16 protein-coding genes are annotated in these 18,514 nt (G+C 50.5%); 5 read left to right on the plus strand and 11 right to left on the minus strand.

The genetic code is table 11. The features are described from left to right. Nucleotides 1–140 precede the first annotated feature (140 nt). Together AB1690_13560 and AB1690_13565 are read right to left on the minus strand one after the other, a co-directional pair. Nucleotides 141–1,748 (minus strand): T9SS type A sorting domain-containing protein, encoded by a 1,608-nt coding sequence (locus AB1690_13560; protein MEW6016334.1) that lies wholly within the window; start codon nucleotides 1,746–1,748, stop codon nucleotides 141–143. Between the two features lie 36 nt (nucleotides 1,749–1,784). Further along, nucleotides 1,785–2,558, minus strand: coding sequence for an outer membrane beta-barrel protein (locus AB1690_13565; GenBank protein ID MEW6016335.1), 774 nt, complete (start codon nucleotides 2,556–2,558; stop codon nucleotides 1,785–1,787). 256 nt (nucleotides 2,559–2,814) lie between these two features. Here AB1690_13565 and rpmH point away from each other — a divergent pair, with 256 nt between their 5' ends. Genes rpmH through yidC form a run of 4 tightly spaced genes read left to right on the plus strand, consistent with a single transcriptional unit; the run spans nucleotide 2,815 to nucleotide 5,311 of the window. Further along, nucleotides 2,815–2,967 (plus strand): 50S ribosomal protein L34, encoded by a 153-nt coding sequence (rpmH, locus tag AB1690_13570; protein ID MEW6016336.1) that lies wholly within the window; start codon nucleotides 2,815–2,817, stop codon nucleotides 2,965–2,967. 1 nt (nucleotide 2,968) lies between these two features. Then, the gene (locus AB1690_13575) at nucleotides 2,969–3,316 is read left to right on the plus strand and encodes a ribonuclease P protein component (protein MEW6016337.1); all 348 of its coding nucleotides are present in this window, start codon (nucleotides 2,969–2,971) and stop codon (nucleotides 3,314–3,316) included. After that, nucleotides 3,306–3,554: a membrane protein insertion efficiency factor YidD gene (gene yidD, locus AB1690_13580; protein MEW6016338.1), complete on the plus strand. Its 249-nt coding sequence runs from the start codon at nucleotides 3,306–3,308 to the stop codon at nucleotides 3,552–3,554. The genes AB1690_13575 and yidD overlap by 11 nt, the downstream gene beginning before the upstream one ends. 17 nt (nucleotides 3,555–3,571) lie before the next feature. Further along, entirely contained in the window at nucleotides 3,572–5,311 is a 1,740-nt protein-coding gene (yidC, locus tag AB1690_13585; protein MEW6016339.1) for a membrane protein insertase YidC, read from the plus strand. 68 nt (nucleotides 5,312–5,379) lie between these two features. Here yidC and AB1690_13590 read toward each other — a convergent pair whose 3' ends face one another. The 9 genes from AB1690_13590 to ileS form a co-directional block, all read right to left on the minus strand. After that, nucleotides 5,380–6,114, minus strand: coding sequence for a fibrobacter succinogenes major paralogous domain-containing protein (locus AB1690_13590; GenBank protein MEW6016340.1), 735 nt, complete (start codon nucleotides 6,112–6,114; stop codon nucleotides 5,380–5,382). Between the two features lie 211 nt (nucleotides 6,115–6,325). Then, nucleotides 6,326–7,375: an ABC transporter ATP-binding protein gene (locus tag AB1690_13595; protein MEW6016341.1), complete on the minus strand. Its 1,050-nt coding sequence runs from the start codon at nucleotides 7,373–7,375 to the stop codon at nucleotides 6,326–6,328. A gap of 18 nt (nucleotides 7,376–7,393) precedes the next feature. Further along, on the minus strand, nucleotides 7,394–8,485 hold the full coding sequence (gene recF / locus AB1690_13600; protein MEW6016342.1) for a DNA replication and repair protein RecF: 1,092 nt from the start codon (nucleotides 8,483–8,485) through the stop codon (nucleotides 7,394–7,396). 58 nt (nucleotides 8,486–8,543) lie between these two features. Then, nucleotides 8,544–9,656 carry a DNA polymerase III subunit beta gene (gene dnaN / locus AB1690_13605; protein MEW6016343.1) on the minus strand — a complete coding sequence of 371 codons (1,113 nt, stop codon included), beginning with the start codon at nucleotides 9,654–9,656 and terminating at the stop codon, nucleotides 8,544–8,546. 283 nt (nucleotides 9,657–9,939) lie between these two features. After that, entirely contained in the window at nucleotides 9,940–11,298 is a 1,359-nt protein-coding gene (gene dnaA / locus AB1690_13610) for a chromosomal replication initiator protein DnaA (GenBank protein ID MEW6016344.1), read from the minus strand. A 473-nt stretch (nucleotides 11,299–11,771) separates the two neighbouring features. Then, nucleotides 11,772–12,848: an Mrp/NBP35 family ATP-binding protein gene (locus AB1690_13615; protein MEW6016345.1), complete on the minus strand. Its 1,077-nt coding sequence runs from the start codon at nucleotides 12,846–12,848 to the stop codon at nucleotides 11,772–11,774. Between the two features lie 147 nt (nucleotides 12,849–12,995). Continuing rightward, the gene (gene lspA / locus AB1690_13620) at nucleotides 12,996–13,586 is read right to left on the minus strand and encodes a signal peptidase II (GenBank protein ID MEW6016346.1); all 591 of its coding nucleotides are present in this window, start codon (nucleotides 13,584–13,586) and stop codon (nucleotides 12,996–12,998) included. Next, on the minus strand, nucleotides 13,528–13,908 hold the full coding sequence (locus tag AB1690_13625) for a TraR/DksA C4-type zinc finger protein (GenBank protein ID MEW6016347.1): 381 nt from the start codon (nucleotides 13,906–13,908) through the stop codon (nucleotides 13,528–13,530). The genes lspA and AB1690_13625 overlap by 59 nt, the downstream gene beginning before the upstream one ends. 12 nt (nucleotides 13,909–13,920) lie before the next feature. Beyond that, nucleotides 13,921–17,106 (minus strand): isoleucine--tRNA ligase, encoded by a 3,186-nt coding sequence (ileS, locus tag AB1690_13630; GenBank protein MEW6016348.1) that lies wholly within the window; start codon nucleotides 17,104–17,106, stop codon nucleotides 13,921–13,923. Nucleotides 17,107–17,308: 202 nt separating this feature from the next. Between ileS and AB1690_13635 the strand changes: the two genes are divergently transcribed. Further along, a partial coding sequence (locus tag AB1690_13635) for a hypothetical protein (GenBank protein ID MEW6016349.1) occupies nucleotides 17,309–18,514 on the plus strand: 1,206 nt, incomplete at its 3' end.

Raw genomic sequence — 18,514 nt, forward strand, 5'->3', positions numbered from 1 at the left:
AAACCTTAAAATCCCCGTCATACTGACGACGCTTCTCCAACATCGTGAACACCTCCTTAAAATCAAATATACATCAGACCTTATTTCAGTGTCCACTCTTTCGGGGGAAGCTCAGTCTTGACCTACAAAGAATAATTTTCTCATTCCGGCTTGTAGATAAGGGTCAGGCGGCCCGATTTGGAGCCGGAAGTGATGCGGGCGTGGTAGATTCCGGCAGGAAGATTTTTTGGTTTCCAGACAGTGTGGGCGGTATAGGTACCGGAGGGACTGTCATACTCCCAGACCTTGAGGCCGGAGGTAGCGTAGATTTGAAGACGCCATCCCGAGGAATCGGAAGGTGTGAAAGCGATGATGGTGGAATCCAAGAACGGATTGGGGTTGGCGAAGAGGAGCAGCGAGTCGCTATTTAAAGTATCCTCCGGCTTTCCGATGACAATGTTCTTGAACTCGCCGCCATAGTACGAGGCGGCCTCAATATCGACCAATCTAATCTCGGAATCAGCCTGCAGAATCTCGCCATTAGGGATGACATCGTGACCGAAGGAATAAAGTAACACCCTGGTCTGAGAATTGACATATCCAGACTCAATCTCCAAGTCCTGGGAATTCGATGTGAGAGATACATCAATTATGCCCTCGAGAACGACATGGAGAGCGCCGACTGGATGGGGAGCAGAAATAGAAATTATGCCGCTGTCAACGGCAACGAAAAGCGGTTCGTAAATCGACGATGGTACCGGTATGGCATCCCCCACAATGATTCGCACGAGATAGACAAAATCGGCTAACTCCAGGGGAATTCCGTTGCCATTAATATCAGTGGCGGCGGTTGGTCCGTCAATATTTATGGTGAAAGCGCCGACCTGACCGACGACGAAATAAATACTGAAGGCAACGGCATCACCAATTTCGAATGGCAAGCCATTAAGATTAATGTCGCCGCGGGTGTCTATCGAATCGGCGCAGATGATTTGAACGCCGCCATTGTGGAAATCGACATATCGTCTAACCGGTTGTTGCTCATCGCTTGAATCGCAGGCGCTATTGGCGCCGGTGTAAGAAGGGAAAGGGTTATTAAATTCAACTCTTCTCTCGAATGGATCCCATACATAGCGGGAGATGCCGTATTGATAGGGGTCATATATTTCCAGGGTGTCGTCCCGATAGACCACTTGATTGTCGCTGCAATCTATCCAAAAGAAATTAATGGGGATAAACTGACATTCGAGAGTCCGGTCATTGGAAACCAGAAAGTCGAGAGTGAAAAGAGTGGTGCTATCGGGGATTCGGTGTTCAAGGGGGTGATGAGGACCATCATTCTGGTCTGCCATACAGACAAACCGGATCTGCCCGGTCGGACATCTGGAATCACATCCCGGAAGCGGTCCATATCGATAGACAAAGTACTCCCATTCAAAGTCGCCGGGCCTGTCGTAAAGAGGACCTCTGGTTGCCCCCATGAAAGCGAGCGGATAGGAATCATATCCAATAGTGAAATCAAGGTAATATATTCGTTCTTTGCCGGCGATTTTAGTAACGGGAACAAGAGTGTGCTGTCCCTGCAGGACATCGCGGACGGTACCGATTTTAAAAGCGAGAACGGTGTCTTTCACCCCGCCGACATCGGTGCCGGCAAAATAGTCGGCGCCGCGATATGGGTAGAGCAGTTTTCGCTCGTCACCACATCCGTTCAATAAAAATAGAGATGCCAGGACGATAAGCCCGATGAATTTTATTGCCCGTATCATTTTGCCTTACATCGAAGAGAAATATTCTAATATTCCCTAAAACCCAATTGAAAGTCCCCCATGAAAATAAACCCCCTCTGTGCTAAGGCTCATGCGCGTTGGATTGGGGGCATCAACCAGCCAGTACCGCTCGTTTTCATCTTTGAGGTCATCGGTCCGGAAATCTCGGTATCCCAACTCAGAGACAAAATCAATATGACGGGAAAGCGGCACCGCCACGCCTACTGTCCCGAATAATCCATTTCCGGAGGCGGTATATCTATCGGGTTCCCCGGGGATTATAATTATATCTTCTGGAAAACGGGTTCGTATCTCGGCGGTGCCGTAGCAAAGGGCGCCCCCGAAGGTAACAAAGAGAGTCGGCTTTTTTGCCATCAGGTTGACCTTCATTTTGAGATAGGGAGCGGAGATAGAACCTCTGAGAGTGGTTTTGGCGCGGGCGATAACCTCGTTGCCATAGTAGTCGCCGATGGTGAAATCATCATACCGCTCGATATCTGATTTCAGATAATTGTACCCCAGATAAACAGTTACCTGTGAAGTGACCTTGCAACCCAGTTCGATATAACCGGTGAAGCCGTCATCAAGGTTCTTATTGAAAATCCCGATGGGAATGGCAACCCGGTCAAGGTAGTAGTCGTTGATTTCATCAAAACTGTTATGTGCCCATCCGAGTCCGGCGCCCAGCTCCCATCCGGTCCCTGCGGTGCGATAGCCTCTCTGGTGCCGCTCCACAGCCAGGGTATTGACTGGCAACAGGAGCAATACGAGCGTAAGAGCAATGCCGAAAAAGAAAAAATGGCGGGTCATATTACACCTCTCAATGTTCGTCGTTATATCTTATACAAATTGACGAGCGAGAAGCCGCGATATCTACTGCATTTTCATTATAATCAAAATGCCGACTCTGTCAATCGGTTATTGGGGTCGGGCGGAATCTGAGGGCCGGTCAATATTGCCCTGATGAGAGCGAAAGCGGGCGGCGGTTTCTCCCCTTTTTCCTTGACGATAGGCGAATTATCGGTATATTTACCGTTTCGATGTTACAAGATAAAGGGTTATTGAAATGAAACGAACATATCAGCCTTCCAACAGGAAGAAACTCAACGACCACGGTTTCCGGAAACGGATGTCGACGGCCGATGGGCGTAAGGTCTTGTCGCGCCGTCGCGCCAAAGGGCGCAAACGGCTGACAGTCAGAGCCAAAAAAAGAAAGTAACTTGCCGCGCCAGAGTATCAAAAGCAGAAAAATGATTCGCACTCTGCTACAAAACGGCAAGAAATTCCATTCCCCGAACCTGACCGTCTATCTGGATAAGAGCTTTCCCGTCGCCGGGGGAAGATTTCTGACCTCATTTCATATTTCCACGGCTCTTATTCCCCGGGCGGTGGACCGCAACCGTCTGCGTCGCTGGCTCCGCGAGGACCTGCGCCGCCTTGTCCGGCAAAACGAGTTTAGCGGCGCCATGATTGTCAAGTTCAAGACGGCCTGGGCCGCAATCGAACATCAAAAATTAACCGACGAGCTGGAAGCGGTTCTGTCGACGGCACTGAAAAATGAAAATTAACGGCGTCTCCATATTCGCCTATCCCCTGCTTCTGGGTATCCTGGTTTACCGCTATACTCTTTCGCCGCTTCTTGGGCAGGAGTGCCGTTTCTATCCGACCTGCTCGCGTTACGCCGAGACGGCGCTGAAAAAACATGGGGCGCTTCAAGGCGTCTGGCTGGCGGCGAAACGGATTTGCCGCTGCCATCCCTGGCATGACGGCGGCTATGACCCGGTGCCGGGTTCTGACACCGATTAAACTGATGAGGGAATATTGTGGATAAGAAGACAGTCATATTGATAATCCTGCTGGCGGCACTGGTCATTTTCTGGATGCCGATAATGACCAGGCTCGGTTTTATTAAGCCGGCGCCTTCCCGACCGGCACCTACCAAACAGGTCGACACGGTCTATGCGCAACCGGAGACAGTGGTGCGCGACACAGTTGTCCTTCCGGCCCCTCTTCCCGATACAGCCACAGCCAAATTTATTGCGCAAAAGGCGGATGAGCCGCTTCCTCCGCAAGATTCCATTATTATCGAAACCGACCTCTGGCTTATCACCCTGACCAACTATGGCGGCGGACCGGTCTCGCTTAAATTGAAGAATTATAAGTATCCCAGTCGCGGCTCCGGCGAATCGGGGCTCGATACCGGACTGGTGGAAATGTTGCCTGACTGCCGTCAGGCAACCCCGCAGTTCCTTTTCAGCGGCGGCGCCTATGACGCCAACTCCCTGGTTTACAGCTGCTCACATCAGAAGGGGAAATATGACGTCAGCGGTTCCCCTTTTGAATTGCTCTACACCTTTGCCAATGAAAACGGCGGCTCCATTTCCAAAAAATACCGCTTTTATCCGGACCGCTATTCATACGACCTTATAATAGAATTCAATTCCCGCTCGGCGCTCGGTTTTGAGCGGCGCTATTCCATCGAATGGAATAATCATCTGGCTCCGACCGAAATCTCGGCAATGGATGATTATAATTCGACCTGGGCGATGTCGTTCATGGGAACCGACCGGGTCAAATATGACGATTACACCGATAATAAGTACAGTATCAGCAATGACGGCGTCACGAATTGGATAGCCTCGCGCAGCAAATATTTCACGGCGATATTGATTCCGCGCTCGCGGGAGGCTTCGGGCGCCAAATCGACCGGGGTCAAGGAGTCGCTTCAGACAGCCCGTGAAGCGGTGCAGGCGCGCCGTGTCACAGTCGGCTTGATGATGGATATTCAGCCCGGGGAGCAGATTCGCGACAGCCTTACAGTCTTCGCCGGACCGATTGACTATGAACTTCTGCGGGGGCTGGACAACAGTGTCGCTGATATTATCGATATCGGCACCACCCCCTTTGTCGGGTGGATTATCAAGATTTTTGCGATACCGATTATGTGGCTTCTGCCGCGGATGTACGATTTCATCCCTAATTACGGCTTTGTCATTATCATTTTTTCGCTGTTTGTGAAAGTCTTGACCTGGCCTCTTTCGAAGAAGACAGTCAAGTCGATGATGGCAATGAAGGAACTTCAGCCGAAAATGCAGGAACTCCAGAAGAAGCATAAGAACAACCCGCAGGCGCTCAATCGGGAGATGATGAAACTATATAAAGAGGCGGGGGTCAATCCTTTCTCGGGTTGCCTGCCGTATCTTCCGCAACTGCCGCTCTTCATCGCCCTCTATTCCGTTTTCAGCGCGACTATCCTGCTGCGCCAGGCGCCGTTCATTTTATGGTGGGATGACCTCTCGCGCGGGGCGCTGTCGCTGACTGACCCGTATATCATTATGGTCATTTTGATGATGGTGCTGATGTTCGTGCAGCAGAAAATGACCATGACCGACCCGAAGAATAAGATTCTTATCTATCTGATGCCGCTTATGATGGGATTTATTTTCTATCGAGCGTCGGCCGGGCTGGTGCTTTACTGGACCTGTTTTTCGCTTTTCTCCTTTTTGGAGCAGTTGTTAGCGAAACCGAAGACGCAAGCATCGGATTTGCCGGTGCAAACATAGCTACTCCCTGTCCTACAATTTCCAATTTGTAAGGACATCGGACAGGGGCTCTGGTTCGTTGTCCCGGTTCAATCCTTTACGCAGCGGATTGAGAAACCGGATTGTTTGGGGTAATCATCGCCATGCGCTCCGGCATTATCAAATTGGATGAAGATATATCTTCCATTTATGCCGCTTTCCTCTATGAAGGACCAGAAGTAAGCGGCAGTTCCCTGGTGTTGATAGACCCCGTTGAAGCGCTGCCCTGCGGGCAGAGCCGAAAACCCGCTGGAATTGGTGGCGCCTTCATTAGGGCTCTCCCAATAGGCATCGCTGGCGTCTTTCATTTTTCCACCGGCAATTACATAGCCGCCAAGGTAATCAGTCAGTATCTGCCAGTCAGTGTCTGATGGTACATGCCAACCGGCTGGAGCAATACCCCTGCTATCAGCTACAGCATAGTGGTTGTACAGCCTGCCGAAAACGGCAACATTGCTGGTGTTGTTATCATAAGTGCAGCAGGCGCCGTTAGTCAAACTCTCCCAGCCGGAGCTGTCGGATATTACTGGGATAGCATCCCCATTACGATAGCGCGTTACTTTGAGATTTTCCGCCATCCAGGTCTGCGTTCCGATTGTAACCGTTCGATAACTGTTGCCATCAATATCGGTAACCGTGGTTCCAGTTGGTCCCGGTTTTGAACTGGTCCCACTATCTCCGCCACATGAAATAACAATGATGAATGCAGTTAGAATGACCGAGAAGAGGGCAACAATTTGACTGCGTTTCGATACAATTAGGAAGAAATCTTGATGCCTGTGCATTGTACCTCCCATGCCTATAATTGGAAATCTACTGCAGATAATATAATTGACGGCACGATAAAGCAAAGCTAATTCGAGTCACCTAAGAACTACTCATCCGATTGGCATCGCCAAGATTTATCTATGAGAAATGCTCGGCACGCTCTGATGCCAGACCAATTATGGTAGTCCAAATTGTGATGAAATAGAACAGAGGAGCGACCGAGGAAATCTATGCACCAACCATTGCTCCTGTCGCCGGGTGGAAGAATAACAGCGGGGCGGGATTGATTGAGAAACGGAGATGGTCGCCGACACCGAATTGACCGGAGGAAGCGGTGGCGGTCAGCTCAATACCGGCAAACTCCAGAACAACCACCAGCCGATCGCCGAGATATTCGGTGCTTCGGACAATCGCTTCAAAAGGAGCGTTCTCGGAGAAGAGAATATCCTCGGGGCGTACGCCGATTGTCACGGTCGGCTCCTTGTAATGATTATCAATTGAAGAAGCCGGGAAACCGAACGGCTTTATCACTCCGTTGTCAATGACGCCAGCGATAAGATTGATTTTGGGAGAGCCAAGAAATGACGCCACCTCGGTATCGACGGGGCGCTTGTAAATCTCTTCGGGCGCGCCGACCTGGCGGATTTTTCCGGAGAAGATAACCGCCAGACGGTCGGCCATGGTGAGGGCTTCGGTCTGGTCGTGGGTGACATAAACCGTGGTGGTTCCAAGACTTTTCTGCAGCTCCACCAGTTCGCGGCGCATCCGCGAGCGCAGGTCGGCGTCAAGATTGGAAAGAGGCTCATCGAGAAGATACAGGTCCGGTTGGCGGATAATCGCCCGTCCCAACGCCACGCGCTGACGCTGCCCGCCGGAGAGTTCTGCCGGCCGGGAATTCAGACGGTCCCCTAAGCCAAGCAGTTCGGCGGTTTCTTTTACCCTCCGGTCGATTTCCGCTTTTGGCGTCCCCGCGATTTTAAGGGGGAAGGCGAGATTTTTTGCCACGGTCATATGGGGATACAAGGCATAATTCTGAAAGACCAGGGCGACATTCCGTTTCTGCGGCGGCAGGGAATCAACCCGACGTTCTCCGATATAGATTTCGCCGGAGTCGGGCGTTTCCAGCCCGCAAATCAGCCGGAGAATGGTCGATTTGCCGCAGCCGGAAGGTCCCAGAATTACCAGCAGTTCGCCGTCGGTGGTCTCAATAGAGATATCTTCGATAATCGGTTTCTCGCCGAATTTTTTGTGGAGATTTTTTATTTTCAGGGCGGACATGGTGGAATGATAGTGTCGTTACTCCGGAATGACAACTCCCTTTTCAAGATGGAATTTTTGCGCCTGGCTTGCCAGCCGGTCGGGAATATCAGCCGCCGTGGTTAAGAACAGTTGTCCGAACTGCCCGAAAGAGTCAATCAGGCGGTCGCGGCGACCGGAATCAAGCTCAGCAAAGATTTCATCGAGTAGCAGCAGCGGCGGTTCCTGACGATATTTCTTGAGATATTCAAAAACAGCCAGCTTCAGCGAAATTGCCGCCGTGCGCAGTTCTCCCTGCGAACTATGGGTGCGCGCCGGATAACCGTTTATGGAAAACTCAATCTCATCCCGATGGGGTCCGACCAGGGAGGTCTCCAGAATCCGCTCCCGCTCGCGGTACTTATCCAGACGGCTATGAAAGGATAAGGCTATCTTCTCCGGAGTTAGGGAGTCATCCGGCAACGGCACCGACGGGGAATAGAGCATCTGCAGTTTCTGACCGTCGGATATCCTTTCATAATGACGCCCCGCCGTCACATTGAGCGTCTGGATAAAGTGATGCCGCTCGAGCATCATCTCGGAACCGTAGCGGACCAGCAGGTCATCGTAAGGAGTTTCCGTATTAAGTGATTTCTGCCGCAGGAAGGAGCGCTTTTGCTCGAGGGTCTTCTGGTAGTCGATTAGGAGCGCGAGATATTTGAGCGACGCCTGAGAGAGATAGATATTGATAAAATCGCGCCGTCGGGAGGGGGCGCCCGATAGAATCTCGGAGTCATCGGGGGCGGCGGAGACCACAGCAAAATGCTCGTATAGTTCGGCAGCGCGGACGCTGCTTCTGTTTAGAGTGATTTTCTTTCGTCCGCCGTTCAGATAAGCCACCGCGACCTGGTAGTCGCGCCCGGCAGATGTCACGGTCCCTTCGAGGCGGAAGACGTCGGCCCCCTCTTTAAGCATAACGGCATCTTTGGCGCCGCGCGGGGAGCGCGCCAAAAGCAGGACGAATAGCGCTTCCAGAAGGTTGCTTTTGCCGGAGCCGTTCTTGCCATAGAAGATATTTACTCCCGAGCCAAATTCCGCCTCGGCTGATTTGAAATTACGGAAAGAGATTAACTTGATGGCTTTGACCTGCATCTGTAAAAAAGCCCCGGCTCAAGGCAGGGGCTTCTGCGCTAACTTTTCAGTTTGTCCCTTAATCGGCCAGCCGCAGCGGCATCACCAGACAGAGGAAATTATCCTTGGGGACGGCCGGCGAATAGACAACCCCGGCGGCAACTGGTGTCGATAGCTCGAAAATGACCTCTTCTCCGTCAATCTTCCCCAGGATGTCGCCTATATAAATGGCATTGTATCCCAGTTCAATGGGGTCGCCGGTATAATCGCAGGAGATAGTCTCGCGGGCATCGCCGCCGACTTCAGCATTGGTGGTCGATATCGAAAGGCTGCTTCCCTTGACGGCAAACTTGACTTGATGGGTCAGGGTGCTGGATAAAATCGAGACTCGTCTGACCGCGCCGGCAAGTTCATCCTTGTTTATGGTAAGTTTTTTGTCGTTGTCGGCCGGAATCACCTGCTCATAATTGGGGTAGGGTCCTTCGATGAGACGGGAACTTAAAACGACGTCATTGAGGTTGAAGATGATATTATTCTCTCCAAAAATAATGCCAATATCGCCATCGGATTCACTGACAAACTTAGGAATAATATTGAGAACTTTCGGGGGAATTATAATATCATCCGACATCCCTTTAAGTTTCTTATTCTCGATGGAAACTTTTGCCAGCCGATGGCCATCGGTCGCCACCATACTCATCATATCTCCCTTAGTGGACCAGAGGACGCCGTTCAAAGCCGGGCGGGTTTCATCGGTCGAGCAGGCAAAAGTTGTCTTTTTTATCATGGTGACCAGGTCGCCCGCTTCAATATTAATCTGTTTCTTGGGATTTACCAGCGGCAGTTTGGGAAAATCATCGACCGGAAAGCAGCCAATCTTATAGGAGCCGTTGGGGACTTTCAGTTCTACCCGGCTGGGAGTTCCTTCAATCGAAATTTCGGTTTCAGGAAGCTCCTTGACAATATCGGAGATATATTTTGCCGGAAGGACCGCCAGTCCTTTTTTGGTCACAGCGCAATCAAAAGTAGCGGTAATAGACACTTCCAGATCGGTTGCCGATATTTTTAGTTTGTCTTCAAGCGCCTCGATAAGAATATTAGAGAGAATCGGCATGGTTGATTTGGTCGGAACTACCTGTAAAACCGATTGAAGATATCCGCTGAATCGTGACTTGGAGATATTAAATTTCATTACCCAGTGCCTCCGGAGCTGCTTTCCACAACTCTTTATAATTACTTACCCTTTAATATTTAGATAGGAGTAATAATAGTTCCTGTTCAAATGTGAGTTGTACCGTAAAAACTGTATAATTTCTTCCCTATATGGTTATCTCAGACAATCTTAATCAGCGCTTCTAAGAATAATCGGAGCGGGGATAAAATGTCAACAAGAGTTTTCTTCCTTATGGCTCATCCACATCGTTCCGTTTTATACCTTTTGCCAACAACCCTAAGAACATCTTTTCTACAGTTCGTCAATTTAAAAGAAGAGAACTCAGGTGGCGTATCTTTTCGCGAAATTCCGGCTCGGAAGCGATTCTTTTCTCGACGAGAGCGCAGGCATGAATGACGGTGGAATGGTCGCGCCCCCCGAAAGATTCGCCGATTCCTTTGAGGGAGCTGGCGGTATGCTTGCGCGAAAGGTACATTGCCACCTGACGGGCAAGCGCTACATCGGCTGTCTTCTTCTTGGCGGTCATCATAGATGGGTCAATATGGAAAAAGTCCGAAGTTCTCTTCTTGATTTCGGTAATTGTCAATTCCCGTTTGGGCCTGATTATCTCCTTTCCCAGAATCCGCACGGCGAAGTCAAGGTCAATAGCCGATTTTTCCAGTGATGCGTACGCCGAGAGGCGAGTCAGGCATCCCTCCAGTTCCCGTATATTGGAGGTGACGTTATCGGCTATGAAGAAAAGGACATCTTCCGGCAGTTTTATCCCCTCCTGCTCCGTCCGGCGGCGCAAGATTGCCATTCTCGTCTCCAGGTCGGGCGGCTGAAGGTCCGCCACCAGTCCGGAGGAGAAACGGGAAAGAAGACGCTCTTCCAGCCCTTTGGTATCTTTGGGGTGACGGTCGGAGGTTAGAACTATCTGCTTGCCAAGCTGATCCAGGTCGTTGAATGTATGGAAAAACTGCTCCTGAGTTGACTCCTTGCCGGAGAAGAACTGGATATCATCGACCAGAAGAACATCAGCGCTCCGATACTGGGTGGTAAACCCGGTGACGGTGCCGTTGGATAGAGCGCTGATAAAATCTGACGTGAACCGCTCGGAGGTGGCATAAATGACCCGCTTATTGGGGGAGTTTTCGTAGATATAGTTACCGATGGCTTGAATCAGGTGCGTTTTCCCCAGGCCGGTGCCGCCGTAAATGAACAAAGGGTTGTACTTGGTTTTGCCTGGGGCTTCGGCGACGGCGACAGCGGCGGCATGGGCAAATTGATTGAAATTGCCGACCACGAATGACTCAAAGCGATATCGCTCGTTCAGTCCGTAGCCGTTGCCGCTCGGCTTGACGAGAGTCAAGGGGCGGCGATGGAATTCGATTTCGGTCTGCGCTTTGGCTTCCTGCGAATCCATTACCAGGAGTTGAAAGAGAAGCGGCGAGCCATGCACTTCTTTAATAGCGTCAGAAATGAGCTCGTGGTAACGGTCCATCAGCCAATCGGCGATGAACTGGTTGGGGACAAATATTTTCAGCTCACCGTCGCCGTTCAGTTCACCTCGCGTAGGCTTAAACCAGGTTTGAAATGAAGATTTTTTGGCTCGCAGGGAGATATAGTTGAGGCAATCTTCCCACAGCTTGCAGTTAATACTCTTACCAGATGACGACATTTTTCCCCCGATCTAAAATCCCGCACGGTCGCGGGCAAAAGAAGCTTTTTAGGTTCCATCCTTACAAAAATAAACTTCCGGGACATCCGCCCGAAGGCGGACTGCGCCTTTTACGATTTTATGTGGTTAATTATGACTACGGAAATTCAACAAAGTAATTCACAGGAATTATTGCTGTCAGAACAACTAAGTTGTTGTAGCATAATTGTCGGCATCCCCACGGTCAATGGTTTTCCACACCCAATTAACAATGTCTCTGTTGTTGCCTTTTGACAGGGAGAATTAAAGCATAGAATCGTGTGGCGTCAAGAGGGGGAAAATTAAATATTAGGGAGAAGAGAACTCATTATCCGATTGATAATTATGCCGGTCAATTCGCATCGACAAAAATACCCACCCGATTTCCGCTGTCGAAAATAAATTTTCAAAAGTTGTAAGGCATATTGTGGCAATAAGTACAGAGTAAGTGCATTTCACTCGCCGGGTCGGGCAATCTTCTCCGCGATTTTCAGAAAGTAATTCGCCAGAATTGCATTATCAGTATAAGCGAGAGGATGGCCCTCGTCAGCCGCTTCTCTTATCTCCTGCTTAATTGGAATCTCTCCGAGGAACGGCACTTTCAACTCCGAAGCAAGTACTTTGCCGCCATCCTTGCCGAAGATATATTCTCTCCTTCCATCTACTTCATAATAAGACATATTCTCGACCACACCGAGGACATGCAGTTTAGTTTTTTCTGCCAATCTGGCAACTCTTCCGGCAGTATGCGATGCCACCGGTTGAGGTGTCGTGACCACCAACAGTTCGGCATTAGGCAGTGATTGCGCTATAGTGAGAGTTACATCGCCAGTGCCGGGTGGCAGGTCGAGAAGAAGAAAATGCGATTTATCCCAGAGGACATCAGCCAGGAACTGATTGATCGCTTTATGCAGCAGCGGTCCGCGCCAGATGACCGGGGCATCTTCAGAGACAAAGAACCCCATGGAGATAATCTGCATATTTTCTTTTCGAAGCGGCACAATATGTTCATCGATAAGAGTCGGCTGCCCGTGAACGCCGATAATCCGCGGTATGGAGAAGCCGTAAATGTCGGCGTCAATAATCCCGACCTTATAACCGAGCTTGCTCAGCGCCGCGGCGAGGTTGGCAGTTACAGTCGATTTCCCCACGCCTCCTTTGCCGGAGGCAACGGCGATTACCCGGTCGGCAAAATCGCCGGCTGTTACCGGATGTTTGCCATCGGCGCCGGCGGCTTGTTTGTGGTCTTTCCCGTACAGCCTGACCGCCAGATTTTTCCGCTGCTCATCAGTCATCACGCCAAATTCAACGTCCACCGTCTTCACCCCGGGAAGTTCCCCCACCATTCTGACGACATCGTCATTGATTTTCTTCTTGAGGGGGCAGCCGGGAATGGTTAAAGAAATCCCGATTTTCACCGCGGAGCCGTTGATATCAACGAACTTGACCATATCCAGGTCGGTCAGCGGTTTGCGCAACTCCGGGTCATCGACCTGAGCCAGTATTTTCATCACGTCGGATTTATCAATCATACTTAACCTCGCAACATCCATTCATTTAATGAATATAACTTTCCAATATACACCCTGTTCCACAAAATACTACGGGCAGAAGAAAAATTCTTAGGAAATCAGCGGAAAAGAAGGTCGGAGATTACGATAAAGAATTCGGATAATACGCTAACTGTCTGAGACTGAAATGGAAGACGGTGGGGCGGTTTCCGGTTTTTTTTGCGGTCGGAAAATGATAAAGAGCATTAGGATAATCATTCCGATTGAGATAGCTGAATCGGCGATATTGAAAGTCCACCAGCGCTCCAGACGAAAGCCAAGGAAATCAATATCAGGAATATCGACATCAAGGAAATCGACCACCATTCCGATGCGGAGGCGGTCGATAATATTTCCGATGGCTCCGGCGGCTATGAGGGTCAGGGAGTATTTTGTCCAGAGATTATCTTTGTTGGTGATAATCAGATAGAAGACCGCGATGAGAATAATGAGCGAGGAAATTAGATAAAAAGTGCCGCTTCCGAGAGCGGTTCCCATTGCCCCGCCGATATTATAGATTAGTCGCAGCTGGAAAAAACTGCCGAAGACCGGGTATATTTCACCCGGCTCGAGATTAGCAAGGACCCAGAGTTTGCTTAACTGGTCAGCGATGACAATAACGGCGAGCAGGGTAAAGGGGAAAGCCAGGCGCCGCAGATAATCACCGACCAGATTTAGCCTCCTCTTCCTTTTCCTTGCACTCGATACAGAGCCGGGCATGCGGGACGGCCTCGAGGCGGGCTTTCTGAATCGGCTTGCCGCAGCTCTGGCAGTTGCCGTATTCTCCCTTGCGCAGCCGGCGCAAAGCCTCATCAATATGATACAGCAGCCGTCCGGATTTTGATGCGAAGTGGAACGCTTTTTCCCGCTCCATGGCATCAGTCCCCTGGTCTGCCATATGGTACGAGTAGCTGGAAAGGTCGCCGGTGGCATCTTTGATGGTTTCATCCAGCTGCGTTTTCCGCAGCTTCAGTTCTTCCATCAGTTCTTCCCGTTTCTTAAGCAGGAGCTTCTCGTACTTTTCCAGTTCTTCCTTTTTCATCCGGTCTCCAATCTATTTCCTGATAACGGCGATTTCGGCGTTGATGCCGTTCACATTCCAGTCCTTGGCTCCGTTGTCTTTCGGCATATTATCGGTCAAATTTATTTGATCCGCCAGCGTTTCCTGACAGATATAGTCGTTATATCTCCGCACCGCCGACAGCAGCGGCTCTTCCGTTTTTACCAGTACACTGATACGGTCGGTTACTTCGAACCCCGAAGACTTTCTCATATTCTGGATTTTATTCACCATTTCCCGGGCAAAGCCTTCATCGCGAAGATTATCATCAATGGCGGTATCGAGCGCGACGGTAACGCCGCCGTCACTTTCAACAGCCAATCCTTCTTTTTCCAGTTTCTGCACTTCCAGTTCTTCCGGGGTCAGTTTGACCTCGGAACCACCGGCGTTCAAGAGGAGCTCACCGGTAGCCAGGAAACTCTCCAGTTTGTCACTTGATAAACCGGCCACCAGCGGCCCAAGTTCCTTGACCAATCCGCCATATTTTTTTCCGGCGACGGCGAAATTCAGTTTGGCTTTGTAACTTACAACTGAAGAGACCGATTTCAGCTCTTCGACCGCTTTGACATTCAATTCATCAAGAATGACAGGAAGCTCCGCTTCCAGTCGGTTAAACTGCCCGGAGTCGCTCAGATGAACCTTTATCCCGTTAAGCGGCTGGCGAACTTTGAGATTGCGGCGGTTACGGGCAGCCCGTCCCAGCGAGACAACTTTCTGCGCCAGCGCCATTGATTCTTCCAGTTCGGCCTCGATAGCGGTGTCGTTATATCGGGGGAACTCCGCCATATGGACGGAGGTCAATTTCTTTCCGTTGCCGGGACTGACCAATTCCTGCCAGAGGTACTCGGCGGTGAAAGGGGAGTAGGGGGCGACCAATCGGGCGGTGCCGAGAAGCATCCGGTACAGGGTCAAAAAGGCTCTCATTTTCGAGGGGTCGTTGCCCGGACCCCAGAAGCGGCGACGATTGAGCCGGATATACCAGTTGGAGAGGTCATCGATGACAAAGGCAGTTATCATCCGCGCCGGCGGGGTTAAGTCGTAATTATCCAGCCGCTCGGTCACTTTTTTGGTCAATGAGTTGAACCGGGATTCAATCCAGCGGTCGATTCTCTCCGGTTCGCCGGCAAACTGGCTTAAGAACAGCTCCACCGTTTTCCCCTCCTGATCGGCCCTCTCAGCGATATTGTCGATATTGGTATACAGGGCAAAGAAGCTGTAACTGTTCTTGAGGGTGTCGAAGAATTTCCGCAACACCTCAAGGAGAGCTTCTTCATCAAATCGTTTCGACGCCCAGGGGTTGGAGGTGGTCAGCAGATACCAGCGCAGCGGGTCGGCGCCGTATTTCTCGACGACTTCAAAGGGGTCAACCACATTCCCCTTATGCTTGGACATCTTCTTACCCAGTTTGTCCAGAATCAATTCAATTACAATAACATTCTTGTAGGAGGGTCTGTCGAAGAGAAGGGTCGAAATAGCCAGCAGGGAATAGAACCAGCCGCGGGTCTGGTCGACCGCTTCCGAGATAAAATCGCAGGGATATTTTATCCCTTTATCGATATAATCTTTATTCTCAAAAGGATAGTGCCATTGGGCAAACGGCATGGCGCCGGAATCGAACCAGGTATCGATAACCTCCGGCACCCGGGTCATGGTCCCGCCGCATTTGCCGCAGCGAAGTTTTATATCATCTATCATCGGCTTATGCAGGTCGAGAGTGCCGGGAACAGAGAGCCCCTCTTTCCGCAACTGCTCGATAGAGCCGACGGCGGTTATATTGGCGCACTTTTCGTTGTCGCAGATCCAGAGCGGCAGCGGTGTCCCCCAGAAACGCTCGCGGGAGAGAGCCCAGTCAACGTTATTTTCCAGCCAGTCGAGCATCCGCCCGGTCCGGATTTCATCCGGATACCACCTGGTAATACTGGAATTTTTAATCAACTGCTCCTTGAACTGGGTAGTCTTGATATACCAGCACTGGCGAGATATGTATATGAGCGGGGAATCGCACCGCCAGCAGAAGGGGTAGTTGTGAATATAGGTCTCTTTCTTGAGAAGTCTTCCGTCCCGTTTTAGGTCATCAATAATCAGCGGGTCGGCATCCTTGATGAACTTGCCGGCATATTTGCCGGAGCCGGGGACAAAATGCCCATCGGCAGCGACCGCCTGAAGAACCGGCAGACCATGCTTCTGGCCAATCTCATAGTCGTCGGCGCCGTACCCGGGAGCGATATGGACAATGCCGGTGCCATCTTCGAGTGTAACAAAATCGCCGTTTATTACATAGAAAGCCTGGTCGGCTTTATCTTTGAAGGTATCGAAAAGCGGCAGATACTTCCTTCCGGCAAATTCCGACCCTTTTTTTGTCTCCAGCACGACAAAATCGGTGGCGAGGACTTTCATCAGGAGCGCCTCTGCCATGACCAGCTTTTCCCCCTTATATTCGACCAGGGCATAGACGGCATCGGGATGCATGCATAAGGCGGCATTGGAAGGGAGAGTCCAGGGGGTAGTGGTCCAGACCAGATAAGAGAAATCGTCATCAGCCGCTTTGACCCGGACAAAGACCGACGGGTCGGGGACTTCGTCATACCCTTGCGCCACCTCGTGGCTGGAAAGAGCGGTTTCGCAGCGGGGACAGAAGGAAACAGTTTTGTATCCTTTGTAGATAAGTCCGCGGTCGTAGAAGTTTTTCAGTATCCACCAGACCGTTTCGATATAATCGTTAGTCAGGGTGATATAAGCATCGGAGAGATCGAGCCAATAGCCGATTTTGCGAGTTATCTGGTTCCAGTCGTCGAGGTATTTGAAGACCGATTCTTTGCATTTCTGGTTGAATTTGTCGATACCGTATTCGAGCACTTTGGCTTTAGTGTCGAGATTGAGCGATTTTTCGACCTCGATTTCGACCGGCAAGCCATGCGTGTCCCAGCCGGCTTTGCGGTCGACCCGGAATCCCTGCATCGATTTATAGCGGCAGACTAAGTCTTTGATGGTTCGCGAGATAACGTGATGAATTCCGGGGCGGCCATTGGCGGTGGGAGGTCCCTCATAAAAGACGAACTGGGGACGTTCCTGAGCGGCGAGAAGCGACTTTTCGAAAATCTGCTCTCGCTCCCAGAACTCCAGGATTCTTTTTTCCATCTCGGGGATGGAGAAATCGTCTTTAGGCTGCTCAAATTTCATATACGACCGTTACAAAAACCCTGCCTTCGACAGGGCAAAAAGGCTCGAATTTTTAAGCCTGTTAATTTAAGGGAATTATCGGGTGAAGTAAAGGGAAAATTGAGAGTGGGCGGTGGCGACCAAAACCTCAAAAGGCAGACAGAATCACTCTCCATAGCGGCAGATTCCATCCAACTCCCTCCTTGACTTAAATGTTCCTTCGGTGGATATTGGAGCGGCAGTTATAAGCAAGAATATATTTAAAGAGGGAGAGTTCTTCATCAGAAACAGTCCAGAAATTCGACTTTTCCTGAAAGTTGCGCTGTTCACCGGCCTGATTGTCGGCGGATTTGCCGTGCTCTATTTTCCCGGCATTCAGATGATTATCAAAGATATCTGCGAGGGGCGGTCGCTGCCTATTTTGCTCCAGTTGTTTCCCTGTTCCGAGGAGACCGGCGAGCCGCTGGGGCTTTTGCGGATAGACCATCTTATCTGGCGGCATTATATCCCGAAATCGACTGCCACTTTCCTGTTTTTCTTTGCCGTGTACCGTCTGCTTAAGTACCTCTTCGGGCGATTGCGGAGGCTTGACGAGGATAGAGATGGCAAACCTCAGCCGGAGATTCATGGCGGTATAAATCCCGGGCAATTTCGCTTTGACTGGCTGGCGGCGCTGGGGATTTATACGGCGATAACGGTTGTCTATTATCTTCATTACCTTCCGAATCTGGGGACTTATCTTATTGGCCCTGCCGAAGATAATATGCTGAGCATCCATAATCTCTGGTGGGGGTACCGAACGCTGGTCGAGGGAAAAGTGAGTCTGACTTTTTCTAATATGCTCTGTTTTCCGGAAGGAGTTTCGCTTTATTATCATGCCCAGACCTTTTACAACCAATTTTTGTCGCTTCCTCTGCAGGCGCTTTTCGGACTGACCACCACCTACAATCTGCTTCTGCTGCATACCTTCCCGGTAGCCGGATTGGGGGCGTTCCTTCTGGTTCGATACCTGACCGGCAACTCCTGGGCGGCGATTATCGGCGGGTTTATCTTTGCTTTCAACCCGGCTCATGCCGAACGGATATATCATCATCTTAATATCAGTTCGATTCAATTTGTCCCTTTCTTTGTGCTTTACTATATCAAGGCGGCGCGGGAGAAATCGTTGGGGAATGTCGTGCTGGGGGCGCTCTTTTTTCTTCTCAATACCCTCTGCGACTGGACCTTCATGATTTTCTGCCTCTATTTTATCTTCTTTGCCTATCTCTACCTGGCAATTCGGCGGCGGAAAGTATTTCTCCGGGATATTTTTGGCAAAAGCCTGGTAATAGTTGGTGTGACCTTTCTGCTTCTCGGTCCCTGGCTGTATCAGATGATTGTTATTGGGCTTACTCATGCTTCATCTTCAGGCGGCGGGCATGACGGTTTC

It is taken from the genome of Candidatus Zixiibacteriota bacterium, from assembly GCA_040753495.1.
GTDB lineage: Bacteria > Zixibacteria > MSB-5A5 > GN15 > PGXB01 > DYGG01.